We start from the raw sequence: 24,676 nt of genomic DNA on the forward strand, positions 1-24,676 counted from the left end.
GGCGAAGCTGCATGCTGAAGATAAACTGGAAAGCACATTGCACGATCTGTCCACCCTTGGGTGCGAAATCCTGGTCCTGGCCCTGCACTTCCAAATGTCTGTGGAGACAGCAAAGGGGGTAGCGGAGAATGTTCCCGCGCAAAAGGCTTTTTATCCCGCGTGCGACGGCACGAGCCTGTCATGCGCCTCGCCGGGTGTCGGCAGGGCGCCACCGGTCCCCGGCCCGCTGCCCGTCGGACGGTCGCTTCGCCCTGCCGTCCGACCCCCGAAAGCGGTTGCCATCGCCGGAGCTTGCTGCGATGGAGCGGCGAATTGACGCTGGTTGGTCAACGACACTTCAATTTGCGAGATACGAATTGCTGAACGCCAAATCACTGATCCTGCTGGCGGGGATTGTCTTCCAGCTTTCGGCCTGCGCTTCGCCGCAATTCAAGGACTACGAGGTCCCGGCTCCGACCGCCGAATTCAACGCGGAAAACCGATCGGCCGCCGAAGAACTTCTCGCAAGGCCCTATCCCCTGACGGTCGGTGACAAGGTCGAAGTGCGGGTCTATCGCGCGCCGGACCTGTCGGGCGACCACCGGATCGACGGCGACGGCAGCATCAGCCTGCCCCTGATCGGCGAAGTGCCCGCAGCAGGCCTTTCGCCCAGCGATCTCGCCCGCAATCTCGAATACCGTTACGGCCAGCGTTACCTCGAAAATCCCTCGATCAACGTCCAGGTCACCGAAACCGTCCGGCGCGAATTCTCGGTCGAAGGCGCGGTGCGCCGTCCGGGCATGTTCACCTCGCAGCCGACACTGACGCTTCTCGATGCCGTTGCACTGGCTGGCGGCGCGGACCCGGAGACCGCCACGCGCAAGGTCGTCGTGCTGCGGCGATCGGGCGGGGAAAGCTACGTGGCGGGCTTCGATCTGACGCAGATGCAGCTTGGCCAGCAACCCAATCCCTTCGTGCGACCGGGCGACGTGGTCATCCTGGAAGGCAGCGGACCGGGTCTCGACACGCTCGACTTCGTCCGGTTCGTGCCAATCCTGGCTCTGTTCACGCGCCTCTGACGGCTTGGGCAGACGGCTCCGAAAGGGGCTGACCCCGTCCGGCTGAGCGTATCAGCTGAGCGCAATGTCCGGTGCGTCTTCCTGCTTCATGCCGATCGTGTGGTATCCCGCGTCGACGTGATGGACCTCGCCCGTCACGCCCGATGCCAAGTCGGACAGGAAGTACAGCCCCGATCCGCCGACATCCTCGATGGTCACGTTCCGGCGCAGGGGCGAATTCAGCTCGTTCCATTTGAGGATGTAGCGGAAGTCGCCGATACCGCTGGCTGCCAGCGTCTTGATCGGGCCTGCGGATATGGCATTCACCCGGATGTTCTGCGGCCCCAGATCGTTGGCCAGGTAGCGAACGCTGGTTTCCAGCGCCGACTTGGCGACCCCCATAACGTTGTAGTGCGGCACGACCTTTTCGGCGCCGTAATAGGTCAGCGTCAGGATCGATCCGCCATCGGGCATCATGTCCGCGGCGCGCCTAGTCACCGCGACGAGCGAATAGGCGGAGATGTTCATCGTCATCAGGAAGTTGTCGAGGCTGGTGTCGACATACCTGCCGCGCAGTTCGCTCTTGTCCGAGAAGCCGATCGCATGGACGACGAAGTCGATCGTGTCCCATCGTTCGCGAAGCGTGGCGAAAGCCGTGTCCAGCGCGTCCATGTCGGCGACGTCGCATGGGAAGGTGAAATCCGATCCCAGCTGTTCGGCCAGCGGCTTGACCCGCTTCGCGAGCGCTTCGCCCTGGTAGGTGAAGGCAAGCTCCGCCCCTTCGGAAGCCAGCTTCTGGGCGATGCCCCAGGCGAGGGACTTGTCGTTCGCGAGGCCCATGATCAGCCCGCGTTTCCCCTTCATCAGATCGCCCATCGCAAATGCTCCTGTCGTATCAAATCCGTGCGGCGGGATCGGGTGGCACCTCGTCCGCCTCTTCTTCCTCGGGCGTTTCGGCCAGCGCCGCATTCAGTTCCGCGCCGAATACCATGCCAAGGCCCACGAGCCAGAAAAAGAACAGCGTGATCATTATCCCCGCAAGGCTGCCATAGGTCAGGTCGTAGGTGAAGAAGCTGCGCAGGATGGGCGGCAGGGCGAGCGTCACGGCGATCCACCAGCCCGCAACCAGCAGCGCGCCGGGCCATTTGGGGTAGCGCCGGCTGCGATAGTCGTGCGGCGTCAGGGTGTAGAAGAGCAGGTAGAGCGATCCGAACAGCCCGACGGCCGGGACCAGCCGCGACAGCGACAGTTCCGCGAGCGCGTCCGTGAGCCAGGGGAAATAGGCCTCGATATATTGCTGCGCGATCCCGATCATGACCTGCGCGATGAGGCTGGCCATCAGGAGGACGACCGCCAGGATCACGATCGCGAAGGAGAACAGCCGGTAGCGCCAGAAGGCGAGCGTCGCTTCCGTTCCGTAAGCCCGGCGCAGGATTTCGCGGATGGTTTCGATCAGGCTGGAAACGCTCCACAGGCCGATCAGCCCGCCCACCCACAGGACCCAGCCCGTGCGGGCCTCAACGACGTTCCGCGCGACGGGCTCTATGACGTCCACGACCACCGGGGGAAGGGCCAGCAGCACGGCATTGATCGTGGCCGCCCGTTCGCCTTCCTCTCCGACGGCCGAGAAGATCGCGGCGCCGAGGATGAAGAACGGGAAAATCGTGAACATCGCCATGTAGGCAAGGTTGCCGGCATGCATCAGGCCGGATTCGAATACCCCCAGGACGACGCGCTTCACGACTTGGTAGATGCGCGTGCCGGGCCCAACCCGGCCCTTTACCCGGGCCTTGATGCCCCGGCGTGCCTCGTCGCGCCGCCCCTCCGGCGTATGCGTCGGGAGGCGCCGAGCCTGAGGGTCGGCAATGATATTCTTTGCCAAAGGCTTACACCCCGAGCTTGCTGCGCGGTTCGCTCGTGTCCTTCCAGCCTTCCAGTCGTTTTGCAAGGGTCGCCAGGTCGTCCGGCAGCTGGATCTCCAGATTGACCAGCTGGTCGCCGCGCCCGCCGGACTTGCGGGTGAAGCCCTTGCCGCCGAGCCGCATGACCGTGCCCCCGCCGGTGCCGGGCTTGATGGTCAGCATGACCGGACCATCCACGGTGGGGCAGCGAACCTTCGCGCCTTCGACCGCCTCGTCCAGCGTGATCGGCAGGTCCATGCGCACGTCGTCGCCGTCGCGCCGGAAGAAGGCGTGGCGGTCGATCGCGATCGTGACGATGCCGTCGCCGGCGCCTCCCGGACCCTGCTCGCCCTTGCCCTTGAGGCGCATCTGCGTGCCGTCTTCGACGCCGGCAGGGAGTTTCAGGTCGATGGTCTTGCCGTCCGCCAGCGTGATCCGCTGGTCCGCCCGGGTGGCCGCATCGGTGAAGGGCACCCGCAGGCGGTATCCGATGTCCGCACCCTTGCGTGGCGGGGCGGACGGGCGCCGCTGCTGCCCGAAGCCGCCCTGCGGACCGCGTCCGCCGCCGCCGAACAGGCCTTCGAATATGTCGCCGAGGTCCATCTCCGCGCGGCCGAAGCCCTCGAAATCCTGCGACCGGTAGGTGCGGCCGCCACCTCCGCCCCCCGAAAATCCGCCCTGACCGGCAAAGGGATGCGCAGGGTTGCCTTCGCCATCGATCTCGCCCCGGTCGAAGCGAGCCCGGGCTTCCTTGTCCGAGAGCAGGTCATAGGCCTGCGTGACCTTGGAGAAGCGATCGGCCGCGTCCGGATTGTCCTTGTTGCGGTCCGGGTGCAGTTCCTTGGCCAGCTTGCGATAGGCGCTCTTGATGTCGGACTCGGTCGCGGTTCGCGAAACGCCGAGCAATGCGTAGGGATCGGAAGCGGCTGCCATCGGGCGTATCAGCTAGGTGCAACAGTCCCCCGGCGCAAGCCGCATCGCTATCGGCCATCGTCCCGCTGGACTGCCCGATTTCGCAGGCTTAGGGGAGGGGCCATGTCGACACCGCGTCAAAGCGAGATACCGGCGAGCGATCCGTTCGCCCTGTTCGCGCACTGGCTGGCCGAAGCCGAAGCGTCCGAACCCAACGACCCCAATGCGATGGCGTTGGCGACTGCCACGGCGCAAGGTGCGCCGTCTGTTCGCATGGTGCTGCTGAAGGACCATGGTCCCGACGGCTTCGTTTTCTATACCAATGCCGAGAGCCGGAAGGGTGGCGAAATTCGCACCAATCCGCAGGCGAGCCTGCTGTTTCACTGGAAGTCGCTGCGCCGCCAGATCCGGATCGAGGGCCGCCTGAGCGAGGTTTCGGCCAGCGAGGCGGACGATTACTTCCACAGCCGGTCGCGCAAGTCGCAACTGGGTGCGGTTGCGTCCGACCAGTCGCGGCCGCTGCCGGACCGCGGCGAATTCGTCGATCGGTTCGAAGAGGCGGAACGCCGGTTCGAAGGCGAGGAAGTCGAGCGGCCCGCGTACTGGACGGGGTTCCGGCTGGTGCCCGAGGCCTTCGAGTTCTGGCTCGACCGGACCAACCGGCTCCACGACCGTCGCCGGTTCTTGCGAGACGGCGCGGGCTGGGCCGACACGCTGCTCTACCCGTGAACGATCCCGCCCGGACCGACAGGCTCCGGCGGAGCGCCGCGATCGCCTCGATCTCGGTCGCGTCGCTGCTGGTCGGGCTGAAGCTCTGGGCCGCATGGCGCACCGGGTCGAGCGCCATGATCGGGAGCCTGGCCGACAGCGCGCTGGACCTGATAGCCAGCCTCGCGACACTCGCCGGGGTTTGGATCGCCAGCCGGCCGGCCGATGACGACCACCGGTTCGGCCACGGGAAAGCGGAAGCGCTGGCGGCGATCTTCCAGGTCATGCTCATCGCCCTGTCCGCCGGGGCCATCGCGGTGCAGTCGATCGCGCGCCTGCTGGCCGGGAGTGCGGTCGGGCGGGCGGACGAAGGCATCGCCATTTCGCTCGTGGCAATCGCGGCGACCTTTGCGCTCCTCTCGTGGCAGCGCTTCGTCCTTGCAAGGACGTCATCGGTCGCCATCCGCGCGGACCATGTCCACTACCAGTCGGACCTGCTGCTCAATCTCGCCGTGATCGCGGCGCTGGCGCTCGACCAGTATCTCGGCCTCACCGGAATCGACCCGTTGTTCGGCCTCGGCATCGCGGCGTGGCTTGCCTGGGGTGCCTGGCGGGCGGCGGGCGAAGCGGTGGACCACCTGATGGACCGCGAGTGGGACGAGGACCGGCGACAGCGCTTCGTCGAAGTCGCGTCCCGCCACCCGGAACTGAGCAAGCTCCACGACCTGCGCACGCGGACGAGCGGCACGCGCGATTTCGTGCAGTTCCATGTAGACCTGCCCGGGACCATGTCCGTGGCCGCTGCGCACGAGGTAATCGAGCGCGTCGAGGAAGACCTCTGCGCCCACTTCCCGGACATGGAGCTGCTGATCCACATCGATCCGGCCGGCCATGTCGACAATCCGGGCAATACGCTGGTCGAACAGGACGAATTCGCCAGGCTGGAGGAGGAAGAATGACACCGATTCCCTACTGGCACGTCGATGCCTTTGCCGATGCGCCTTTCGCCGGAAATCAGGCGGCGGTCATGATCCTAGACGCCTGGCCGTCCGACGAGCGCCTGATCGCGATCGGCGAGGAGAACAACTTCGCCGAGACTGCCTTCCTCGTGAAGGACGACGGGCCGGATGCGGATTGGGAATTGCGCTGGTGCACGCCCACTTGCGAGATCGCGCTGTGCGGGCACGCGACGCTGGCCAGCGGCCACGTATTGCTGGGGCGCGACGGGGGCGAACGGGTGACCTTCCGCACGCGGCGCGCCGGCACGCTCGAGGTCCGGCGCAATGATGCGGGCTACGAGGTCGGATTGCCCGCCATACCGACCGAGCGCGGGGAGTGGCCGGAAGCGGTCGCCCTGCTCGGCGCAAAGCCTGCCGAGGTCTGGCTCAATCCGGACGGCTACGGGATCCTCCTCTTCGAAGACGAGGCCGCGGTCCGGTCGCTCGATCCGGACATTCGCGGGCTCGGCAGGCTCGGCCCGGACCAGTTCATCTGCACCGCGCCGGGGACGCGCACCGATGTCGTCAGCCGCGTGTTCGTCCCGGGCGGCGGGGTCGACGAGGACAGCGTCACGGGTTCGGCCCATGCGGCGCTGACTCATTTCTGGACCCGGCGGCTGGGAAGGGACCGCTTCACGGCCCACCAGGCATCGCAGCGCGGCGGGAACCTCGTCTGCCGCCTTGACGGAGACCGGGCCTGGCTCGGCGGCCAGTGCGCCACGGTGGTCGAAGGGACCTTCTACCTGCCGGGATAAAGCTCGACGACGTCGGCCAGCTGCTGCAGCAGCACGCGGCGCTCTTCCGCATCCGAATGGCCGAGGCGCACGACCGTCAGGCTGCGCTCGGGCGAGATGAGCACGTACTGGCCCATGTGGCCGATCATGGCGAACACGTTCTCGTCCGCCCGGTCCGGGAACAGGGGATGCTGCTCTTCCCCGGTCGGACGGTTGATCCAGGTCTGCAGGCCGTATTGCGGGCTTGCCGGGCTCGGCGTCCGCATCAGTTCCACCCAGCGGCGGGGCAGGATCTGCGTGCCCCGATAGGATCCGCCGGTACGCAGAAATTCGCCGAAACGCGCCCAGTCCCGTGCGGTCGCGTGGATCAGGCTGCCACCGATGAGCGTGCCCGATGCATCGTATTCGGGAACGACCGAGGTCATGCCGAGCGGTTCGAACAGCCGTTCCTTGAGATAGCGATCGACCGCCTGCCGCCGCACATCGGGATCGTTACTGTCGGTCAGCGCGCGCGCGGCGATGTCCGCCAGGATCACGGTCGTGTTGCTGGAGTATTCGAACTTCTCGCCCGGCTCCGCCTCCAGCGGCTGCTCCTCCGCCCAGGCGGCCATGTCGTCGCGCCCGTCGAGGAACAGCATCCGGACCTCGGACGAATCGTACGGCGGATCGCCCGCCTCGGTGTGGCGCAGGCCGGACCGCATCTGCAGCAGCTGGCGCAGGGTGATTTCGCCGCGCGGGTCGCCCGATTGCTGCCACGCCGGAACGGGCGCCCGGTCGTCCAGATTGAGGCGCCCGTCCGAAACCAGCAGTCCGATCAGCGCTGCCGTGATGGTCTTGGACATGGACCAGCCGATGAAGCGGGTGTCCGGTCCGTAACCGGGTGCATATCGCTCCGCCGCGATCTCGCCCGCGTGATAGACGACCACCGCGCGCGTTTCGCCCAGCGCGTCTTCCATCGCGAACAGGTCGTCGACCTGCCGAGCGAGCTGGTCACGTGCGGCACCCGGATCCTGCGACACCGCCTCGAGCGCCTCGGGGGTCAGGGGGTCCGGCTCGGGATCCTGCCCACCACACGCGGCGAGGGCTGGCAGCGACAGGAGCAAGGCGATAGGGAGTCGCGAAATCATGGCAGGTCAGTCGCCGAAGGGGTCCCGAAATTCAATGCGTAAATCCGGAACAGCGCGCGGCACGTCACGATGGAAAGCATGGCGCTGGGTCGCGCTGGCCGTCCTCGCGGTGCTTGCCGCCGCCTTCTATTTCAATCGCACCATGATCTACGGCAATGCGGAGGCGGGCACCGCCTATGCCGCCCGCGTGGCCTGTTCGTGCCGCTATGTCGCGGACCGGTCGCTGGAGGACTGCGCCAAGGACAAGCTGGCGGGCATGGAACTGGTCACCCTCTCCGACGACGACGAGACGAAGACGGTCACGGCCCGTTTCCCGCTGATCGCGACCAGCCGCGCGACCTTGCGCGACGGATACGGATGCGTGCTGGAGGAGTGGGAAGGCTAGGCCGCTGGCTCGGTCGTGTCGATCCAGCCGCCGCCCAGAACCCTCTCCCCGGCGTAGATGACCGCCGCCTGGCCGGGCGCCACGCCGTATTCCGGCTGCTCGAACCGCAAGGTGACTGCCGCGTTATCGCCGAGCGGACCGTCGAGCACGACCGGGACAGGCTTCGCCAGCGAACGGACCTTGGCCGTCAGCGGCGCGTCCGGAAGCGGACCGATGCGGTTGGTCTCCACGATCCGCGCGGCCCGGGTCGCGAGCATCGCCTTGGGGCCGACGCGAACTTCGGCGCTCGTCGCATCGAGCTCGACGACATAGAGCGGTTCGGGCTGGCCCCCGATTTCGAGCCCGCGCCGCTGGCCGACCGTGTAATGGATGACGCCGCGATGATCGCCCAGATGCTCGCCCGTTTGCGCATGGACGATCCGCCCCGCGCGGCCGCCTTCCGGGCGAAGCGACTTCACGATCTTGGCGTAATCGCCGTCGGGCACGAAACAGATGTCCTGGCTGTCGGGCTTGGCCGCGTTGCGCAGGCCTGCATCGCCGGCAAGGTCGCGCACCTGGGACTTGGGCAGTCCACCCAGCGGGAAGCGCAGATAGGCGAGCTGGTCTTCGGTCGTGGCGTAGAGGAAATAGCTCTGGTCGCGTGCGGGATCGTGGGCGCGGTGCAGTTCCGGTCCCACGGGACCCATCACCCGCCGCACGTAATGCCCGGTCGCAAGGCAATCCGCGCCCAGCTCGCGCGCCATGGCGAACAGGTCCGTGAACTTGGGTCCCATGTTGCAGCGGATGCAGGGCACCGGGGTGCGTCCGGCAAGGTAATCGTCGGCGAACTGCTCGACCACGTCCTCGCGAAAGGCACTTTCGTGATCGAAGACATAGTGCGCAAAGCCCAACCGGTCGGCGACGGCGCGGGCATCCGCGATGTCGTCCCCGGCGCAGCAGGCGCCCTTGCGCCCGGTCGCGGCACCGTAATCGTAGAGCTGGAGCGTGATGCCGATGACCTTCGCACCGCTGGCCACGGCCAGTGCCGCGACGACGGAACTGTCGACACCGCCCGACATGGCGACGACGATCGTGCTGTCCGCGGCGGGCCTGGGCAGGTCGAACAGGCGCTCCGCGTCCTGCGCGGTCAGGGTGTCCAGAATGTCGGGCATGACTGCGTCCATACAGGAGGCGGCCCCGCCTTTCCATCCCCGATCCGCGGCACCTTCCGTAATCCTAATCGCCGGTAAATCGGTGATTTACGCGATCTTGACCATGTTCTTCTACACCGGCCCGCATGTTCGAGAATCCTACCTTCGACACCGGTCAGGCGACCGACCGCGACTCGTCGGGTTTGCGCGCGTTGACTTGGCTCGACCTCGCGGCGCGATTTGCAGCCATCAGGGAGTTGCGCAGCACTCTGGCGCGCCATCGGCATGGCCATGCCGGAAGCTTCGCGCGGCTCGCGGGGCAGGACAAAAGGTGTGACGAACGGTCTGTTAACCACGTCGATTTAGGTCACGGCAAAGCCGATCGCGCAAAGCCTTCCGGAGACGAAGGCGCACCCCACTGCGTCGAACCCGGCCACAGAGGCGCATGATGATCGAGAACCAGAATATCCGACCCGACCAGGTCATCGGGCCGCTTGGCGAGCCGCTGACGCTTGCCGATCTGCCGTCGCCCAAGACGCGTCGCTGGGTCGTGCGCCGCAAGGCCGAAGTCGTCGCCGCCGTGAATGGCGGGCTGTTGACGATCGACGAGGTGCTGGAGCGCTACAATCTGACGCTCGAGGAATTCGCATCCTGGCAGCGCGCCGTCGACCGTTCCGGCATGCAGGGCCTGCGGGTCACGCGTATCCAGCATTATCGCGACCTCTACGAACGCCAGCTGAAATACTGACCACCGCACTTCCCGGGAACCTTTCGTCGGCTGAAGACCTGTTCCTCCACTACCCCGCCCGCTGCGGGGAACCGTATCTTCCGGGCATCCGTTGTCGATGCACCGGAAGCGGGGAAACAGGAGGAATATATGCTGGGTTGGATTATCGCTCTCATCGTAGGTGGCGTCGCCGGTTGGCTCGCCAGCATGGTGATGAATCGTGATGCCTCTATGGGCATCTTCTGGAATATCGTCGTCGGCTGCGTCGGCTCGCTCATCGGCAACGCGATTGCCGGTCCGCTGCTCGGCATCGGCGGCAGCGTGCAGGAATTCTCGCTTACGGGTCTCATCATCGCCTTCGTGGGCGCGGTGGTGCTGCTCGCGATCGTGAACCTGATCCAGCGTGGTCGCGTCCGGTAAGGACACGGATCTGTTTGGTACCCGAAGGGCGGGAGGTTTCGGCTTCCCGCCCTTTTTCGTTCCGGTCCGATATTCGCTGGTCCGGCGCAATCCGCCGCCCGTCGACCGCGCATTGCCTGCCCGGTGACGCGCGTGTAGGAGATGCTTGCGAAAGGTGACATAGCCGCGTAATACACCTGTTCGCAAGAAGGGCAGACGATGAATTACGAAACGCCGGTTCACGCCGAAACGGCCAAGCCTCTCGGGGAATCCACCTACGATACGGTCGATCCGGACGCCCGGGGCGGGCGGCGCCGGCTCTATGTCATCGGCGCGGTAATCGCGATCCTTATCGCGGGCGCGATCGCGTTCGCCTACATGACCGGTGGCGGCGAAACCGCGACACCGGCCGGCGGCGATTCCGAGCAGGCCCCGACGATCAGCGTCATCACGCCCGGTCGCGCGACGATCGAAGGCACCATCACGGCCACCGGCACCCTTGCCGCCCGTCGGTCGGTGCCTGTGGGCGTCGTCGGCGAGGGCGGCCGCGTCGTCTCGGTCACCGCGGACGCCGGTGACTGGGTGGAAGCGGGGCAGGTGCTCGTGTCCATCGACCGCGCCGTCCAGAACCAGCAGGCATCGGCCGCCACCGCGCAGATCGAAGTCGCGCGTGCGGACGCGAACCTGGCGCAGTCCAATCTCGACCGCGCGCTGCAGCTCGTCGATCGCGGCTTCATTTCCACGGCGGACGTGGACCGCCTGACCGCGACGCGCGATGCCGCGGTCGCCCGCGTCCGCGTGGCGCAGGCGCAGGCGAGCGAACTGCGCGAACGCAATGCCCGCCTGAACGTGGTCGCCCCGACATCGGGTTACGTGCTGGAGCGCATGGTCGAACCCGGGCAGGTCGTCTCCGCCGGGTCCGGTGCGCTGTTCACCATCGCACGCGGAGGCGAGATGGAACTGAACGCGCAGATCAGCGAAACCGATCTCGCCAGGCTGTCCGTCGGTGTTGAGGCTACCGTCCAGCCGGCCGGCACCGACGAGGCCTTTACCGGCCAGATCTGGCAGCTGGCGCCGGTCATCGACGAACAGTCGCGCCAGGGCGTCGCCCGCATCGCGCTGTCCTACGCCCCCGAACTGCGGCCCGGCGGCTTCGCCACCGCCCGCATCCAGAGCGGGACGGTCGTCGCGCCCCGGCTGCCCGAATCCGCCATCCTCTCGGACGACGAAGGCAGCTTCGTCTATGTCGTCGATAGCGAGAACAAGGCCCGTCGCCGCGCGGTCACCACCGGTCTGGTGACGCAGGAAGGCGTCGCGATCACCACCGGCCTCACCGGGACAGAGCGCGTGGTCTTGCGGGCGGGCGGCTTCCTGACCGACGGCGAAACCGTCAATCCGCAGAAAGCGGAGAACTGATTCCTCATGGATTTCAGCCAGATTTCCGCATGGTCGATACGCAATCCGGTCATACCGCTGGTCTTCTTCACGGCGCTGCTGCTGGCGGGGCTGCTGAGCTTCGCGCGGATGGACGTCGTGAACAATCCGGACATCGAGTTCCCGGCGGTTAACGTCTCGATCTCGCAGCCCGGTGCCGCGCCCACGGAAATCGAGAACCAGATCACCCAACGCGTCGAATCCGCGGTGCGCTCGATCAACGGCGTGAAGACGATCAATTCGACCGCCAGCGAAGGCAATTCGAACACCTTCATCGAGTTCGAGATCGGCATCGACCCGAACGATGCGGTGTCCGAAGTGAAGAACGCCGTCGACACGATTCGCGGCAGCCTGCCCGACGGCATTCTGGAGCCGCGCGTCACCAAGGAGGAAATCGCCGGCGGTTTCCTCGGGGTCTATGCCGTCGAGGCGGACGACATGACGATCGAGCAGCTCAGCTGGTTCATCGACGATACCATCGCCAAGCAGCTCCTCGCGATCGAGGGCATGGCCGAAGTCAGCCGGTTCGCAGGCGTCGACCGCGAAATCGAGGTCATCCTCGACCTGCCCAAGATGCAGGCCTTCGGCGTCACGGCCAGCCAGATCAACGCCGTCCTGCGCCAGACAAACGTCGACGCCGCGGGCGGCGCCACGGAAGTCGGCGGGACGCGCCAGTCGGTCCGCGTCCTCGGCAGCACGGAAACCGCCTACGAACTGTCCCAGCGGCAGATCCAGCTCGGCAACGGCAATACGGTCAAGCTGGCCGATGTCGCGACCGTGCGCGACGGCTACAGCGAGCGTACCTCGATCAGCAAGGTGCGCGACAAGGAAGTCGTCAACTTCGCCATCTCCCGCGCCAAGGGCGCGTCCGACGTCACCGTCTATTACGAGGCGATGGAGGTTATGGAGCAGATCGAGGCGGACAATCCGGGCATCACCTTCATCCCGCTGTTCAACACGGTCAAATACACCGAGGAACAGTACGAAACCTCCATGGCCGCGATGATCGAGGGCGCAATCCTGGCCGTCATCGTCGTGTTCTTCTTCCTGCGCGATTGGCGCGCCACCGCCATTTCCGCGATCGCCATTCCGCTGTCCGCGATCCCGACCTTCTGGTTCATGGACTTGCTGGGGTTCAATTTGAACCAGCTGTCATTGCTGGCCTTGGCGCTGGTGGCGGGGGTGCTGGTCGACGATGCGATCGTGGAGATCGAGAACATCGTCAGGCACATGCGAATGGGCAAGTCCGCCTATCAAGCGTCCATCGATGCGGCGGACGAGATCGGCCTGCCGGTCGTCGCCACCAGTTTCTGCATCGTCGCGGTGTTCCTGCCGGTGGGCCTGATGCCGGGCATTTCCGGGCAGTTCTTCAAGAATTTCGGCATTACCGTGGTCATCGCGGTGCTGATGTCGCTGGCCGTCGCGCGGATGATCACGCCGATGCTCGCGGCCTATTTCCTGAAGGCCAAGGGCCATGCCTCGCATGGCGAAGGGCCGATGATGGACCGGTACATGGGCGTGCTCGGCTGGTCGCTCGATCGCGGCAAGATGTACGCCCGCCGCAAGGGGCTGGATGCCCCGCGGAACCGGTTCCTTTACGGGCTATCCTTCACCGCGGTGGTCATCGCCCTGATCATCCTGCCGATGCTGGTGTCCTTCGGCCTGCCCGGCGACGACCAGAACCCGGGCATCCCGGGCGCCTTGCAGGCGATCCAGTCCCTTTCCGTGCCCGAACAGGTCGCGGGCGCGATCGGGGGCGCTCCGGACAGCTGGCTGCACGGCTTCTTCCTCAAGACCTTCGAGTTCCTGGAATTCGGTGCGACCATTCTCGTCGCCTTCCTCGCCGGGCTCGTCTTTCTGAAACTGATCGGACTGCTGTTCGGGCGGATGGACGCCTGGCGCTGGCTGGAAGCGCGTTTCTACGACCACCGGGCATGGATGCTCATGGTGGGCTATTTCGCGCTGCTGCTGACCGTGCTGCTCTTCATGAGCGTGCCGCCGCAGTTCCAGCCGACCATCAACGACGACAACAGCCGGGTCGAGATCGAGATGGTGCCCGGCACCACGCTGGAGACGACCGAGCGCGTTGCCGACCGCGTGGCCGCGATCCTCTACGAACAGCCCGAGGTGGAGCGCGCGCTGGAGCGGGTGCGCGAAGGCGCGGCCACCATCTTCGTGACGCTGAAGGCGGATCGCGAAAAGACCTCGATCGAATTCGAACGCGACCTCGCCCCTACGCTGGCGCAGATCCCGGACGCGCGGGTGCGCTTCCAGTCCCAGTCGGGCGGGTTCGGCAGCGGCCGCGACATGACCGTGATGCTGGCCGGGTCCGACCCCGAACTGCTGGAAGAAACCGCCGCGACGCTGGTCGAGCAGATGCGGGGAATCGACATGCTGGTCGCTCCGCGCATCAGCGCGGACGTGAACCGGCCGGAAATCATCATCGAGCCGCGCGCGGACCTTGCGGCGGAACTGGGTGTCACCACCGCGGCGCTCAGCCAGACGATCCGCATCGCGACGCTGGGCGAGATCGAGCAGAACGCGGCCAAGTTCTCGCTTTCGGACCGCCAGATCCCGATCCGCGTCAAACTGCCGGAGCAGTCGCGCGAGGACCTGACGACGATCGAGAACCTGCCCGTCCCCACGGCGAGCGGTGGCTCGGTGCCACTCGCGCGCGTCGCGGAAATCAGCTTCGGGTCCGGCCCGACCTCGATCCAGCGCTACAACCAGAACCGGCGCGTGCTCGTCGGTGCGGACCTTGCATCGGGCGTGGTGAAGGGCGAGGCGCAGCAGCGGATCGACCAGCTGCCGATCCTGCAGGACCTGCCGCAGGGCGTCATTCGCGATGTCGTGGGCGAAGACGAATGGCAGCAGGAACTGATGAACAGCCTGACTGTCGCGATCCTGTCGGGCATCCTGCTGGTCTTCGCCGTGCTCGTCCTGCTCTACAAACGCCTGATGAGCCCGCTGGTAAACATGACCTCGCTGGCGCTCGCGCCGCTCGGTGGCATCTTCCTGGTCTGGCTGGTCGGCCAGCCGCAGTCGATGCCGGTCTATATCGGCGTCCTGCTGCTCTTGGGCATCGTGTCGAAGAACTCGATCCTGCTGATTGACTTCGCGATCGTCGAGATGGAGAAGGGTACCCGCAAGTTCGACGCCATCATGGACGCAGGCCACAAGCGTGCGCAGCCGATCGTGATGACGACGGTCGCGATGACCGCGGGGATGGTCCCGATCGCCCTGTCCGGCGTCCTGGGTTCCGGCGACGGCGCCTGGCGCGCGCCCATGGGCACCATGGTGATCGGCGGCCTGATCATGTCGACGCTGCTGACCTTGCTGATCGTCCCGGCCGGCTTCAGCCTGGCGGACGGCATCGAGAAGCGGCTTGGTCCGTGGCTGCGCACCCGCATGCTGACCTACCGTCCGGGAGACGGCGGAAAGCATGATGGTCCGTCCGGCACCTCGGATGAGCAGGGCGGCGCGGCCGTGCCCGCAGCGCGGCGGGACGATCCGGGGCCGCATCCCGCCGAGTGACCCGAACCGCGCAACAGGTTTCCGCCTTCGGCGGTGCCCCGCTTCCGCCTGACCGCGCGCGGCGCATGCGCATCGCCGCCACGCTCATGCTGGTGGCGATGGCCGTGCTGTTCTTCGGCTCCCGCCCCTTTCTGGAAGCACACCCGGCTGTCGGCTATCTCCACGCCTTTGCCGAGGCTGCCATGGTCGGTGGGCTGGCGGACTGGTTCGCGGTCACGGCGCTGTTCCGGCACCCTCTCGGGCTGCCGATCCCCCACACCGCGATTATCCCGGAAAACAAGGACCGCATCGCCGACACGATGGCGCAGTTCCTGCGCGAAAACTTCCTGACGCCAGCGGTCGTAGCGCGCCGGATGCAGGCGATGAATGTCGCGGGCGCCGCGGGGGAGTTCCTGTCCCAGCCGCAATCGGGGGCTGGTACGCGGATCGGGGAAGGGGCGGCCGAACTGATGGCCGGCGTGCTGGAAGCCCTCGATCCGGAACGGCTCGGCGGGCAGGTGCGTGCCGGGCTCAAGACGCAGCTCGCCCGGCTCGAGATCGCACCTTTGCTCGGCCAGATGCTGGAAGCGGCGATCGCGGACAAGCGGCACCTGCCGCTGATCGATGGTTTCGTGCGCTGGGCGGGCCTGACGCTCGAGGATAACGAGCAGATGGTCCGCGACATGATCCACGCACGCGCCAACGCCCTGCTGCGCTTCACCGGGCTCGACGAGCGGCTGGCGAATTCCGTTCTCGACGGGCTCTACAAGCTTCTCGCCGAAGTGCTGGTGGACAAGGACCACCCCTTGCGAAACAAGATTGAGGAAGGGCTCGAAAGCATCGCCCGCGACCTGCAGCACGACCCGGCGACGCGGGAAAAGGTCGAGCGGATGAAGCGCGAGCTGCTGGAAAACCCGGCGGTGGCGGACTGGTGGCAGGGCGTGTGGGAGCGGCTGCGCCTCGGCCTCATCGACCTCGCGCGTCGCCCGGATGACCTTATGGGCGGCCAGATCGGCGAAATGGTACGCGAACTCGGCCTCGCCCTCTCGGGCGACCCGCGCATGCAGCGCCAGGTCAACCGCTTCGCCCGCCGCACCGCCGTCGGCGTCACCTCACGCTATGGGGGACAGATCGTGCGGCTGGTGTCCGAGACGGTGCGCCGCTGGGACGCGAGAACGATAACCGACCGCGTCGAGAACGCCGTCGGCCGCGACCTCCAGTTCATCCGCATCAACGGCACGCTTGTCGGCGGCCTTGTCGGCATGACCCTGCACCTGATCGACCGGCTGGTGTGGGGGTAGTGATTGCACGCCTGATCAATTGGGAATCGTGAAGAAAACCGCACCTTGGAAGATCGATTCTATGGGAGTTCCCTCAGCGTTTAGCGCGGGAATCAATTCGGCCCTTTCCAACAACCGGTCGCAAACGATCCGATCGAACTCCTCGGGACGGGTCGAACGCTGAATATTGCAACTAGTCGGTTTGCCCTCCTCGTCGACATTCAGCCTAAAATAAATCAGCCCTTGCATTCCTTTTCGGATCAGGTCGGTGGGGTAGTCGCTATCTCGAACCCAGCCGAGACTGTCACCTTTAATCAAGACACGACGGGTCAGCGATCGATGGGCTTGGATATCAATACCCCACGTCGATATGAGATCATCGGTGCACTTCCTCATCGCCTTCATAGGCTCGCCAAGAGAACCGGTTTCAAGTACCACGCGACCACGACGTTTTGATTCAATGGCGACAAATTCTACCGCCGCTTCGTATTGCGGCGAAATTTGTTGGCCAAACAGGTCGAAGGGATTGCTCGGTTCCAGATCAGCGTCTGTTTTGGCGGTCTTGGCATCGCGGCTTTCCGGGTCTTCGACCTCGTCCAAGGTAGATCTGGAAATCATGAGTGCCGGTGAGAACCGGCCTAAATCGGCCTCGATGACATCTTCTTCTCGCAGCTCACCGCTTTCACCGAATTGTATTCTGACATCAGAGCGAGCGAATTTCTCGAATGGTGCGCCCGCGACTACGATGGAAAAGTTGTCTCCAGGTTGGTATCGTTCGAGATAAAATAAAACCTTCTCATCACCCTCGCCAAACATCCGCGCGAGACGGCAGGCCCCCTCGGCGTAGTCCAAAGCCCACTCGGAAGACGGCTCCATATGTTTTTCCGTCTTAGCATTGGCGAGTGCGGAAAAAGAAACGGCGGCACCCATAGATACCGCCGTCGCAATAAGTCTGTATAAATAGATCATCCGACAAGATTACGCGTCGGAGTTGCGGTATTCAAGTTGTCAGAGCTTCTCCGTCAGCTCCGGGACCGCCTTGTAGAGGTCCGCGACCAGGCCGATGTCGGCGACCTGGAAGATCGGGGCGTCCTCGTCCTTGTTGATGGCGATGATGGTCTTGGAATCCTTCATGCCGGCGAGGTGCTGGATCGCGCCGGAAATGCCGATGGCGATGTAGACTTCCGGGGCGACGATCTTGCCCGTCTGGCCGACCTGGTAGTCGTTGGGGACGTAGCCCGCATCGACTGCGGCGCGACTGGCACCGACACCGGCATTCAGCTTGTCCGCCAGCGGGTTGATGATCTGTTCGAAGGTCTCGCCATCCTTGAGCGCGCGGCCGCCGGAGACGATGATCTTGGCGCTGGTCAGTTCGGGGCGGTCGCTTTCCGCGAGTTCCTGGCTGACGAAGCTGGACGTGCCGGCATCGCCGGGGCCCGAGACGTCCTCCACCGATGCGGAGCCGCCTTCCGCTTCCGCCTTGTCGAAGGCGGTGCCGCGCACCGTGACGACCAGCTTGGCATCCGAGGATTCCACGGTCGCGATGGCGTTTCCGGCATAGATCGGGCGAGTGAAGGTCTTGTCGCCTTCCACCGAGAGGATGTCGGAAATCTGCATCACGTCGAGCAGGGCGGCGACGCGCGGGGCGATGTTCTTGCCCGTGGTCGTGGCCGGCGCGACGAGCGCGTCGTAGCCTTCCATCACCTTGGCCACCAGCGGGGCGACGTTTTCGGGCAGCTGGTGCCCGTAGGCGGCATCGTCCGCCTTCAGTACCTTGCCAACGCCTGCGATCTTGGCTGCGGCGTCCGCGGCGGCGCCGCAGTTCTCGCCCGCGACCAGCGCGTCGACATCGCCGAGCTTGCCGGCAGCGGTCACCGCCGCCAGCGTCGCGTCGGCGACGGTTTCGTTGTCGTGTTCGACCAGAACGAGTGTCTTCATCGGTTCATTCCTTCATGCCGGGCCGCCTGCGGGCGATCCCCGTGATCCAAATGCTGGCTCAGACGATGCCGAGCGCCTTCATCTTGGCGACGAGCGCATCGACGTCCTCGACCTTTTCGCCGGCCTGCCGCACGGGCGGTTCGGCGACCTTTGTGGTGGTGAGGCGCGGCGCGATGTCGACGCCGTAATCGGACGGCGCCTTGGTATCGAGCGGCTTCTTCTTCGCCTTCATGATGTTGGGCAGCGAAGCGTAGCGCGGCTCGTTCAGGCGCAGGTCGGTGGTGACGATGGCCGGCATGGTCAGCTTGACCGTTTCCAGGCCGCCGTCGATCTCGCGCTTCACGGTGACGCTGTCGCCGTCGATCTCGACCTTGTTAGCAAAGGTGCCCTGCGGGCGCTCCATCAGCGCGGCCAGCATCTGGCCGGTCTGGTTGCTGTCGTCCGAAATCGACTGCTTGCCCAGCATTACGATGCCGGGCTGTTCCTCGTCCGCGATGGCCTTCAGGATCTTGGCGACGGCCAGAGGCTCGACCTCTTCGTCCGTCTCCACCAGGATCGCCCTGTCCGCACCCATGGCGAGCGCCGTGCGCAGCGTTTCCTGCGCCTTGGCCGGGCCGATGCTGACGGCGATGATTTCTTCCGCCTTGCCGGCTTCCTTGATCCGGATGGCTTCCTCGACCGCGATCTCGTCGAACGGGTTCATGCTCATCTTGACGTTGGCAAGGTCCACGCCGGTGCCGTCGGCCTTGACGCGCGGCTTGACGTTGTAATCGATCACCCGCTTCACGGGCACGAGGATTTTCATGGGGCGAAAGTCCTTTCTTCAGGGCAAAAATCGGCGCGAAGCTGCGCCTTTCTAAACGAATGCGTGGGGCAGACATTGCGTTCCGAACGGCGCAGGTCAAGCCTTCCGCGAGGCGTGGCGGGAGCAAACGCGCGTGCCGTAGCGTTAGGTGATCGGATCGGGGGCGCTGTCCCCGCAACAGGGGTGCGCAAACCATGTCCGAGAACCCGAAAACAGTCGGCGAAATCCTCGATGCGCTGGAGGAAAAGGCCGGAAGCGAGGACGAGGTTTCGATCGGCGACGTGGTCGAAACCTTCGGCAACAGGTCCTACGGGCCTTTCCTGCTCGTCCCGGCACTGATCGGGGTCTCGCCCGTCGGCGGCATACCCGGGGTTCCCACCATCCTGGCGATCATCGTCGGCCTGTTCGCGGTCCAGATGGTGTTCGGCCGGCGGAAGCTCTGGCTGCCGGCCGTGCTGAAGGATCGCGCGGTGGACGGCGAGAAGCTGGCCGGTGCGGCGGACAAGATGCGCGGCGTGGGCAAATGGCTCGACAAGGTGTTTCGCGAACGGATCGAATGGGTCACGGCGGACCCGGCGCCGCGGATCGCCGCCATCATCGTGACCCTGATCTGCGTGTCCGTGCCGCCGCTCGAACTGCTGCCCTTCGCAGTTTTCGCCCCGATGACCGTCGTCGCCGCATTCGGCCTCGCATTGCTGGTGCGTGACGGGCTGCTGATGCTGATCGCCTTCGTCGGCAGCGCCGCCGTGTTCGTGCTGGCGGCTTACTCCCTGCTGGGCGGCAGCGGAGGTGGGGGCGGCTGAGGCCGGACACGAAAAAGGGGCGAAACCTCGCGGCCCCGCCCCCTTTTAAAATGTCCCTGACGGGTCAGGCCGCTTTCTTGACCTCGGCCACGATCTTCTTCGCGGCGTCGCCCAGATCGTCGGCGCTGACGATGGGGAGGCCGGAATTCTCGAGAATTTCCTTGCCCTGCTCCACATTGGTGCCTTCCAGGCGGACCACCAGCGGGACGGACAGGTTCACGTCCTTCGCCGCCTGGACGATGCCGTTGGCGATCACGTCGCACTTCATGATCCCGCCGAAGATGTTGACCAGGATACCCTCGACCGCCGGGTCCTTGAGGATGATCTTGAACGCGGCGGTGACCTTCTCGGTGGTGGCACCGCCGCCCACGTCGAGGAAGTTGGCCGGGAAGGCGCCGTTCAGCTTGATGATGTCCATCGTCGCCATGGCGAGGCCGGCGCCGTTGACCATGCAGCCGATATTGCCGTCCAGCTTGATGTAGGCGAGGTCGTATTCGCTCGCTTCGACTTCGGCCGGGTCTTCCTCGGTCTCGTCGCGCAGTTCCTCGATGTCCTTGTGACGGAACAGGGCGTTGCCGTCGAAGCTCATCTTGGTGTCGAGCACCAGCAGCTTGGCGTTGCCGCTGTCGTCGGGCTTGGTTTCGACCAGCGGATTGATCTCCAGCATCTCGCAGTCCATCGCCATGAAGGCGGAATAGAGCTGCTTGGCGAGCTTCTGCGCCTGCTTGTTGAGGTCGCCTTCCAGCTTCAGCGCGAAAGCCACCGCGCGGCCGTGATGGGGCATGAAGCCCTGCGCCGGGTCGATGGTGATGGTGGCGATCTTCTCGGGCGTGTGGTGGGCCACTTCCTCGATGTCCATGCCGCCTTCGGTGGAGACGATCATGGCGACTTCGCCGCTGGCGCGGTCCACCAGCATGGAAAGGTAGTATTCCTCGGCAATGTCGACGCCGTCGGTGACGTAGAGGCGATTGACCTGCTTGCCTTCGTCGCCGGTCTGGATCGTCACCAGCGTGTTGCCGAGCATTTCCTCGGCATCCTTGCGCACGTCGTCCAGCGAATGGGCCAGCCGTACGCCGCCCTTGGCATCGCCCGCCAGTTCCTTGAACTTGCCCTTGCCACGGCCACCGGCGTGGATCTGCGCCTTCACCACGTAAAGCGGTCCGGGCAGCTTCTCGGCTGCGGCGACCGCTTCGTCCACGGTGAGAGCGGCGTGCCCGGCGGGAACGGCGATGCCGTGCTCGGACAGGAGTTCCTTGGCCTGGTATTCGTGGATGTTCATCGAATCTCGATCCTTGGCTGGAGAGAAGGGGAAGTCGGCGCGCCTGTAAGCATGGATCGCCGCGCTTGCAAAGTGGCTGTGTTCATCCCAACAGCGCTGCGACATGATCGACCGTTCCCGACTTCGTGAAATCCTTGCCGAGGCAGGCCGGATCGCGATGTCGCGCTGGCCCGGGGCGGGCAATTCGGTGGAAAGCTGGGAGAAGGAGCCGGGCAGCCCGGTGTGCGAGGCGGACCTGATGGTCGACGCCTTCCTGAAGCGCGAGCTATCGCAATTGCTGCCGGCGGCAGGCTGGCTGTCGGAAGAAGCGGCGGACAATGCCGAACGGCTGCGCAAGGGGCTGATCTGGCTGGTCGATCCGATCGACGGCACGCGCGATTACCTGCGCGGGCGGTCCGGATGGGCCGTGTCCGTCGCGCTGATCAGCGCGGGGCGGCCGCTCATCGGCCTGCTGGAAGCGCCCGCGCGCGAGGAACGCTGGGAAGCGGAAGCCGGGCAGGGCGCGCTGCGCAATGGCGAAAAGCTGGCGGCATCGACGCGCGAGAAACTGGCGGGCGCGCGCATTCCGGCCGATTCGCTGGCGAAGGCGGACCGGATCCTCGCGCCGGTGGAAAAGCTCAACTCGATCGCGCTGCGCGTGGCGATGGTGGCGGCCGGGCAGGCGGACATCCTCGCGACGCTGCGCTGGGGATTCGAATGGGACATCGCCGCCGCCACGCTGATCGCGCGCGAGGCGGGGGCGGAAGTGAGCGATGCCTTCGGCAACCGATTTTCCTACAACAAGCCGGTGCCGCGCGCCTTCGGACTCCTCGTCAGTGCGCCGCGGATCCATGCAGCCGCGATCGCGCATTTCGCGGAGCGGGCGGCGAGCCTTTCGGCCAAGGTGCCGGACTGACCCTTCGGGACGAGGATGCCGCACGCAAAAAGGGCCGGCGTCGCCGCCGGCCCTTTCCGTTAGCTCATCAAAGACTGGATCAGTTCTGGGCGGCGCGAACGTCGTCCTGGCTGATCGGCGTGATCTTGATTTCCACGCGGCGGTTGAGCGGCTCGTTCACGCCGTCGGCGGTCTGGACGCGCAAATATTCGGTCTGTTCGCCGAAGCCTTGGGTCGCCATGCGGGCCCGGCTGACGCCGCGCGAGGCGAGGTAATCGGCCACGGCCTGCGCGCGCCGGTTCGACAGCGCCTGGTTGGTGCTGGGCGAACCGGTCGTGTCGGTGAAGCCGTACACGTCGATCAGGCTGTTCGGATAGCGCTGGAGGCTGGAAGCGACGTCGTTCAGGATCGACTGGAAGTTGCCGCCGATCGCCGCCGAGCCGGTGGCGAAAGTGATGTCCGGCATGCGCACCAGGATCGCGTCCTGGTCGCCGATTTCCTCGACATCGACGCCGGTACCGGCAGTCGCTTCGTCGAGCTCGCGGATCTGGTCGTCGAACTGGTCGCCGATGACCGCGCCCGCGGTACCGCCGATGCCGGCGCCGATGATGCGGGCGGCGGTGCTGCCGCCGATGAGGTCGCCCAGCAGGTAGCCGAGCGTACCGCCCAGCGCGCCGCCTGCGGCGGTGCGGCTGAAGGTGCGCTCACCCGTATTGGGATCGGTGACGCAGGCCGAGAGGCTGACCAGCGACATGGCCGCGGCGCCGGAAAGGAGCATTTTCGATTTTATCATAGGTAAATCCCCGAATCTGTATTTGCGAACAGGCACGCCCACCCGCGCCCACGATCAACACGCGATCGGGCGGAGCGTTCCGGAAGGCAGCGGGCATGGCGAATTTTTCCGCGCGAAGCCGCGGCGATGTGCTAGCGGGGCGGGCGTGACACCTTTTCCCTGGACCGACGTCCTCATCATCGCCTTCCTGATCGTGCTCAACGGCATCTTCGCCATGTCCGAGCTCGCGATCGTCTCCGCGCGCACCGCGCTGCTCGAATCGGCGGCGGACAAGGGCAGCAGCGGCGCGCGCATCGCCAAGGAGCTGGCGGCGAACCCGGGCAAGTTCCTGTCCACCGTCCAGATCGGCATCACCCTGATCGCGATCCTGACCGGCGCGTTCTCCGGCGCCAGTCTGGAAGGCCCGGTGGGCGAGCGGCTGGCGGCCCTCGGCGTGCCGGAGGAATATGCGGGCGAGACCGCCTTCATCGGCGTCATCGCGCTCACCACCTATTTCAGCGTCGTGGCGGGCGAGCTGGTGCCCAAGCAGCTGGCCCTGCGCGCGGCGGTGCCGATCTCCATCCTGATGTCGCGCCCGATGGCGTTCCTCGCCACCGTGGCCGCGCCGCTGGTCTGGCTGCTCGATGCCTCGTCCAACTTCCTCATCCGCCTGCTGCGCCTGCGCCCCTCGGGCCAGTCGAGCGTGACGGCGGAGGAACTGCACATGCTGTTCGCGGAAGCCACGCGCTCGGGCGTGATCGAGGAAGAGCAGAGCCAGATCCTGGCCGGCGTGGTCCGGCTGGCGGAACGGCCGGTGCGCGAGCTGATGACGCCGCGCACGGAAATCGACTGGATCGACGCCGACGCCTCGCTCGAACAGCTGCGAACCACCATCGACGAGAGCCCGCATTCGCTGCTGCCGGTGGCGCAGGGTTCGCCGGACAAGATCCTGGGCGTGGTCAAGGTGCGCGAGGTGCTGGCGCGCATGGTCGGGGGCGAGGCGGTCGACCTGCAATCGCTGATGCGCAAGGCGGAGGTCGTGCCGGACCAGCTGGACGCGATGGACGCGCTGCGCGTGCTCCAGCAGTCGGATGTCGCCATGGCCATGGTGCACGACGAATACGGCCACCTGGACGGGATCGTCACGCCGGTGGACCTGCTGACCGCGCTGGTCGGCCATTTCGAGAGCGACCGCGACCAGGGCGATGCGCCCAGCGTGCTGGAGCGGCCCGACGGCACGCTGCTGATCTCCGGCAACATGGCGGCCGAGGACCTCGCCGACGCGCTCGGCCTCGATTACGACGAGGACCGCGAGTTCGCGACCGCGGCCGGCTTCGTGCTGTCGGTGCTGAAGAAGCTGCCTGTGGAGGGCGAGCGGTTCGAATACCAGTCCTGGCGGATCGAGGTGATCGACATGGACGGGCGGCGGATCGACAAGCTGCTGGCGACCCGCCTCGTGCCCGAGGACCCCGTTATCTAACGGGGCCTTCTATCTAACGGAGCCTTTGCCTAGCCCGGAATCGCCGTCTGGCTGTTCGCGCCGTCACCTTCGGGCGCGGCCAGGATGTCGCGCGTCACGGCGCCCTTGGACACGGTGTTGGTCTGCGGATCGCCCACTTCGCTGCGGATGCCCGGATCGGCGGTGCCGGCGCGTTCCAGCGCGGCTTCTTCCACGTCGCTGCGCTCTACAGGGCCGAACAGCGCTTCCAGCGCCTGTTCCGAAGCGGTGCCTTCGGTCGGACGCGGGGCGCCGGGATCGGGCGGGACCAGGTTGAAATCGGGCGGGACGACCAGCGGCGCCTGGCGCGACACGGCGAATTCGTCCGGCCGTTCGCGGCCGATGATGCCGTTGCCCGCGCCGCACGCGGTCAGCACGGGCGCGAGCCCGGCGATGATCAGTAGGGTGGCTTTGGTACGCAT

At 65.9% G+C, this 24,676-nt stretch carries 25 protein-coding genes; 14 read left to right on the forward strand and 11 right to left on the reverse strand.

Annotation, left to right across the window (positions count from 1 at the left end; translation table 11 throughout):
* The first annotated feature begins 356 nt into the window (after positions 1-356).
* Complete coding sequence (locus tag AB1K63_RS11565) at positions 357-1,058, forward strand: polysaccharide biosynthesis/export family protein (protein ID WP_366960313.1); 702 nt, start codon at positions 357-359, stop codon at positions 1,056-1,058.
* Between the two features lie 51 nt (positions 1,059-1,109).
* Here the strand turns inward: AB1K63_RS11565 and fabI are convergent, their stop codons facing one another.
* From fabI to AB1K63_RS11580, 3 genes are all read right to left on the reverse strand, one after another.
* The gene (gene fabI / locus AB1K63_RS11570) at positions 1,110-1,913 is read right to left on the reverse strand and encodes an enoyl-ACP reductase FabI (protein ID WP_366960314.1); all 804 of its coding nucleotides are present in this window, start codon (positions 1,911-1,913) and stop codon (positions 1,110-1,112) included.
* A gap of 19 nt (positions 1,914-1,932) precedes the next feature.
* Positions 1,933-2,778, reverse strand: a complete 846-nt coding sequence (locus AB1K63_RS11575) for a YihY/virulence factor BrkB family protein (RefSeq protein WP_366960315.1) — start codon at positions 2,776-2,778, stop codon at positions 1,933-1,935.
* Positions 2,779-2,923: 145 nt separating this feature from the next.
* Positions 2,924-3,871: a DnaJ C-terminal domain-containing protein gene (locus tag AB1K63_RS11580; RefSeq protein ID WP_366960316.1), complete on the reverse strand. Its 948-nt coding sequence runs from the start codon at positions 3,869-3,871 to the stop codon at positions 2,924-2,926.
* 102 nt (positions 3,872-3,973) lie between these two features.
* Here AB1K63_RS11580 and pdxH point away from each other — a divergent pair, with 102 nt between their 5' ends.
* From pdxH to AB1K63_RS11595, 3 genes are read left to right on the forward strand one after another with little or no spacing between them, the layout of a single operon-like run.
* Positions 3,974-4,579, forward strand: coding sequence for a pyridoxamine 5'-phosphate oxidase (gene pdxH, locus AB1K63_RS11585; protein WP_366960317.1), 606 nt, complete (start codon positions 3,974-3,976; stop codon positions 4,577-4,579).
* Positions 4,576-5,517 carry a cation diffusion facilitator family transporter gene (locus tag AB1K63_RS11590; RefSeq protein WP_366960318.1) on the forward strand — a complete coding sequence of 314 codons (942 nt, stop codon included), beginning with the start codon at positions 4,576-4,578 and terminating at the stop codon, positions 5,515-5,517. Before pdxH ends, AB1K63_RS11590 begins: the two co-directional genes overlap by 4 nt.
* A complete protein-coding gene (locus AB1K63_RS11595; RefSeq protein ID WP_366960319.1) occupies positions 5,514-6,311 on the forward strand; it encodes a PhzF family phenazine biosynthesis protein in 798 nt (265 codons plus the stop codon). The genes AB1K63_RS11590 and AB1K63_RS11595 overlap by 4 nt, the downstream gene beginning before the upstream one ends.
* Here the strand turns inward: AB1K63_RS11595 and AB1K63_RS11600 are convergent.
* A complete protein-coding gene (locus tag AB1K63_RS11600; protein ID WP_366960320.1) occupies positions 6,296-7,417 on the reverse strand; it encodes a serine hydrolase in 1,122 nt (373 codons plus the stop codon). The two genes, AB1K63_RS11595 and AB1K63_RS11600, sit on opposite strands and share 16 nt — an antisense overlap.
* A gap of 34 nt (positions 7,418-7,451) precedes the next feature.
* Here AB1K63_RS11600 and AB1K63_RS11605 point away from each other — a divergent pair, with 34 nt between their 5' ends.
* The gene (locus AB1K63_RS11605) at positions 7,452-7,802 is read left to right on the forward strand and encodes a hypothetical protein (RefSeq protein ID WP_366960321.1); all 351 of its coding nucleotides are present in this window, start codon (positions 7,452-7,454) and stop codon (positions 7,800-7,802) included.
* Here AB1K63_RS11605 and mnmA read toward each other — a convergent pair.
* Positions 7,799-8,953 (reverse strand): tRNA 2-thiouridine(34) synthase MnmA, encoded by a 1,155-nt coding sequence (gene mnmA / locus AB1K63_RS11610; RefSeq protein WP_366960322.1) that lies wholly within the window; start codon positions 8,951-8,953, stop codon positions 7,799-7,801. The two genes, AB1K63_RS11605 and mnmA, sit on opposite strands and share 4 nt — an antisense overlap.
* A 125-nt stretch (positions 8,954-9,078) precedes the next feature.
* On the opposite strand from mnmA, the gene AB1K63_RS11615 reads away from it, so the two are divergent.
* The 6 genes from AB1K63_RS11615 (at position 9,079) to AB1K63_RS11640 (ending at position 16,306) form a co-directional block, all read left to right on the forward strand.
* Entirely contained in the window at positions 9,079-9,381 is a 303-nt protein-coding gene (locus tag AB1K63_RS11615; RefSeq protein WP_366960323.1) for a hypothetical protein, read from the forward strand.
* Entirely contained in the window at positions 9,381-9,680 is a 300-nt protein-coding gene (locus tag AB1K63_RS11620; protein WP_366960712.1) for a DUF1153 domain-containing protein, read from the forward strand. Before AB1K63_RS11615 ends, AB1K63_RS11620 begins: the two co-directional genes overlap by 1 nt.
* Positions 9,681-9,812: 132 nt before the next feature.
* A complete protein-coding gene (locus AB1K63_RS11625; RefSeq protein ID WP_366960713.1) occupies positions 9,813-10,079 on the forward strand; it encodes a GlsB/YeaQ/YmgE family stress response membrane protein in 267 nt (88 codons plus the stop codon).
* Between the two features lie 198 nt (positions 10,080-10,277).
* Positions 10,278-11,474 (forward strand): efflux RND transporter periplasmic adaptor subunit, encoded by a 1,197-nt coding sequence (locus AB1K63_RS11630; RefSeq protein WP_366960324.1) that lies wholly within the window; start codon positions 10,278-10,280, stop codon positions 11,472-11,474.
* A 6-nt stretch (positions 11,475-11,480) separates the two neighbouring features.
* Positions 11,481-15,026: an efflux RND transporter permease subunit gene (locus AB1K63_RS11635; protein ID WP_366960325.1), complete on the forward strand. Its 3,546-nt coding sequence runs from the start codon at positions 11,481-11,483 to the stop codon at positions 15,024-15,026.
* A 65-nt stretch (positions 15,027-15,091) separates the two neighbouring features.
* On the forward strand, positions 15,092-16,306 hold the full coding sequence (locus AB1K63_RS11640; protein ID WP_366960326.1) for a DUF445 domain-containing protein: 1,215 nt from the start codon (positions 15,092-15,094) through the stop codon (positions 16,304-16,306).
* Between the two features lie 15 nt (positions 16,307-16,321).
* On the opposite strand, the gene AB1K63_RS11645 is transcribed toward AB1K63_RS11640, so the two are convergent.
* Genes AB1K63_RS11645 through AB1K63_RS11655 form a run of 3 tightly spaced genes read right to left on the reverse strand, consistent with a single transcriptional unit; the run spans position 16,322 to position 19,028 of the window.
* Positions 16,322-17,254, reverse strand: coding sequence for an energy transducer TonB (locus AB1K63_RS11645; protein ID WP_366960327.1), 933 nt, complete (start codon positions 17,252-17,254; stop codon positions 16,322-16,324).
* 39 nt (positions 17,255-17,293) lie between these two features.
* The gene (locus AB1K63_RS11650) at positions 17,294-18,223 is read right to left on the reverse strand and encodes an electron transfer flavoprotein subunit alpha/FixB family protein (RefSeq protein ID WP_366960328.1); all 930 of its coding nucleotides are present in this window, start codon (positions 18,221-18,223) and stop codon (positions 17,294-17,296) included.
* Positions 18,224-18,281: 58 nt separating this feature from the next.
* Positions 18,282-19,028: an electron transfer flavoprotein subunit beta/FixA family protein gene (locus tag AB1K63_RS11655; protein ID WP_366960329.1), complete on the reverse strand. Its 747-nt coding sequence runs from the start codon at positions 19,026-19,028 to the stop codon at positions 18,282-18,284.
* 194 nt (positions 19,029-19,222) lie between these two features.
* Here AB1K63_RS11655 and AB1K63_RS11660 point away from each other — a divergent pair, with 194 nt between their 5' ends.
* Positions 19,223-19,831: an exopolysaccharide biosynthesis protein gene (locus AB1K63_RS11660; RefSeq protein ID WP_366960330.1), complete on the forward strand. Its 609-nt coding sequence runs from the start codon at positions 19,223-19,225 to the stop codon at positions 19,829-19,831.
* Positions 19,832-19,895: 64 nt separating this feature from the next.
* On the opposite strand, the gene sucC is transcribed toward AB1K63_RS11660, so the two are convergent.
* On the reverse strand, positions 19,896-21,110 hold the full coding sequence (gene sucC / locus AB1K63_RS11665) for an ADP-forming succinate--CoA ligase subunit beta (RefSeq protein ID WP_366960331.1): 1,215 nt from the start codon (positions 21,108-21,110) through the stop codon (positions 19,896-19,898).
* Between the two features lie 103 nt (positions 21,111-21,213).
* On the opposite strand from sucC, the gene AB1K63_RS11670 reads away from it, so the two are divergent.
* A complete protein-coding gene (locus AB1K63_RS11670; RefSeq protein WP_366960332.1) occupies positions 21,214-22,005 on the forward strand; it encodes a 3'(2'),5'-bisphosphate nucleotidase CysQ in 792 nt (263 codons plus the stop codon).
* Positions 22,006-22,084: 79 nt separating this feature from the next.
* Here the strand turns inward: AB1K63_RS11670 and AB1K63_RS11675 are convergent, their stop codons facing one another.
* Entirely contained in the window at positions 22,085-22,777 is a 693-nt protein-coding gene (locus tag AB1K63_RS11675) for an OmpA family protein (protein ID WP_366960333.1), read from the reverse strand.
* A 145-nt stretch (positions 22,778-22,922) separates the two neighbouring features.
* Between AB1K63_RS11675 and AB1K63_RS11680 the strand changes: the two genes are divergently transcribed.
* Positions 22,923-24,236, forward strand: a complete 1,314-nt coding sequence (locus AB1K63_RS11680) for a hemolysin family protein (RefSeq protein ID WP_366960335.1) — start codon at positions 22,923-22,925, stop codon at positions 24,234-24,236.
* A gap of 29 nt (positions 24,237-24,265) precedes the next feature.
* Here the strand turns inward: AB1K63_RS11680 and AB1K63_RS11685 are convergent, their stop codons facing one another.
* Positions 24,266-24,676 (reverse strand): DUF3035 domain-containing protein, encoded by a 411-nt coding sequence (locus AB1K63_RS11685; RefSeq protein ID WP_366960336.1) that lies wholly within the window; start codon positions 24,674-24,676, stop codon positions 24,266-24,268.

Origin of the sequence: Qipengyuania sp. JC766 (assembly GCF_040717445.1) — a bacterium.
Lineage (GTDB): Bacteria > Pseudomonadota > Alphaproteobacteria > Sphingomonadales > Sphingomonadaceae > JC766.

Bases quoted from the DNA above. Each gene is read 5' to 3' on its own strand.
- AB1K63_RS11650 (WP_366960328.1), bottom strand. From the start codon at position 18,223: ATGAAGACACTCGTTCTGGTCGAACACGACAACGAAACCGTCGCCGAC.
- sucC (WP_366960331.1), bottom strand. From the start codon at position 21,110: ATGAACATCCACGAATACCAGGCCAAGGAACTCCTGTCCGAGCACGGC.
- AB1K63_RS11605 (WP_366960321.1), top strand. From the start codon at position 7,452: ATGCGTAAATCCGGAACAGCGCGCGGCACGTCACGATGGAAAGCATGG.
- AB1K63_RS11600 (WP_366960320.1), bottom strand. From the start codon at position 7,417: ATGATTTCGCGACTCCCTATCGCCTTGCTCCTGTCGCTGCCAGCCCTC.
- AB1K63_RS11670 (WP_366960332.1), top strand. From the start codon at position 21,214: ATGATCGACCGTTCCCGACTTCGTGAAATCCTTGCCGAGGCAGGCCGG.
- AB1K63_RS11615 (WP_366960323.1), top strand. From the start codon at position 9,079: ATGTTCGAGAATCCTACCTTCGACACCGGTCAGGCGACCGACCGCGAC.
- AB1K63_RS11645 (WP_366960327.1), bottom strand. From the start codon at position 17,254: ATGATCTATTTATACAGACTTATTGCGACGGCGGTATCTATGGGTGCC.
- pdxH (WP_366960317.1), top strand. From the start codon at position 3,974: ATGTCGACACCGCGTCAAAGCGAGATACCGGCGAGCGATCCGTTCGCC.
- mnmA (WP_366960322.1), bottom strand. From the start codon at position 8,953: ATGCCCGACATTCTGGACACCCTGACCGCGCAGGACGCGGAGCGCCTG.
- AB1K63_RS11620 (WP_366960712.1), top strand. From the start codon at position 9,381: ATGATCGAGAACCAGAATATCCGACCCGACCAGGTCATCGGGCCGCTT.
- AB1K63_RS11675 (WP_366960333.1), bottom strand. From the start codon at position 22,777: ATGATAAAATCGAAAATGCTCCTTTCCGGCGCCGCGGCCATGTCGCTG.
- fabI (WP_366960314.1), bottom strand. From the start codon at position 1,913: ATGGGCGATCTGATGAAGGGGAAACGCGGGCTGATCATGGGCCTCGCG.
- AB1K63_RS11685 (WP_366960336.1), bottom strand. From the start codon at position 24,676: ATGCGTACCAAAGCCACCCTACTGATCATCGCCGGGCTCGCGCCCGTG.
- AB1K63_RS11660 (WP_366960330.1), top strand. From the start codon at position 19,223: ATGTCCGAGAACCCGAAAACAGTCGGCGAAATCCTCGATGCGCTGGAG.
- AB1K63_RS11595 (WP_366960319.1), top strand. From the start codon at position 5,514: ATGACACCGATTCCCTACTGGCACGTCGATGCCTTTGCCGATGCGCCT.
- AB1K63_RS11655 (WP_366960329.1), bottom strand. From the start codon at position 19,028: ATGAAAATCCTCGTGCCCGTGAAGCGGGTGATCGATTACAACGTCAAG.
- AB1K63_RS11630 (WP_366960324.1), top strand. From the start codon at position 10,278: ATGAATTACGAAACGCCGGTTCACGCCGAAACGGCCAAGCCTCTCGGG.
- AB1K63_RS11640 (WP_366960326.1), top strand. From the start codon at position 15,092: ATGCGCATCGCCGCCACGCTCATGCTGGTGGCGATGGCCGTGCTGTTC.
- AB1K63_RS11635 (WP_366960325.1), top strand. From the start codon at position 11,481: ATGGATTTCAGCCAGATTTCCGCATGGTCGATACGCAATCCGGTCATA.
- AB1K63_RS11580 (WP_366960316.1), bottom strand. From the start codon at position 3,871: ATGGCAGCCGCTTCCGATCCCTACGCATTGCTCGGCGTTTCGCGAACC.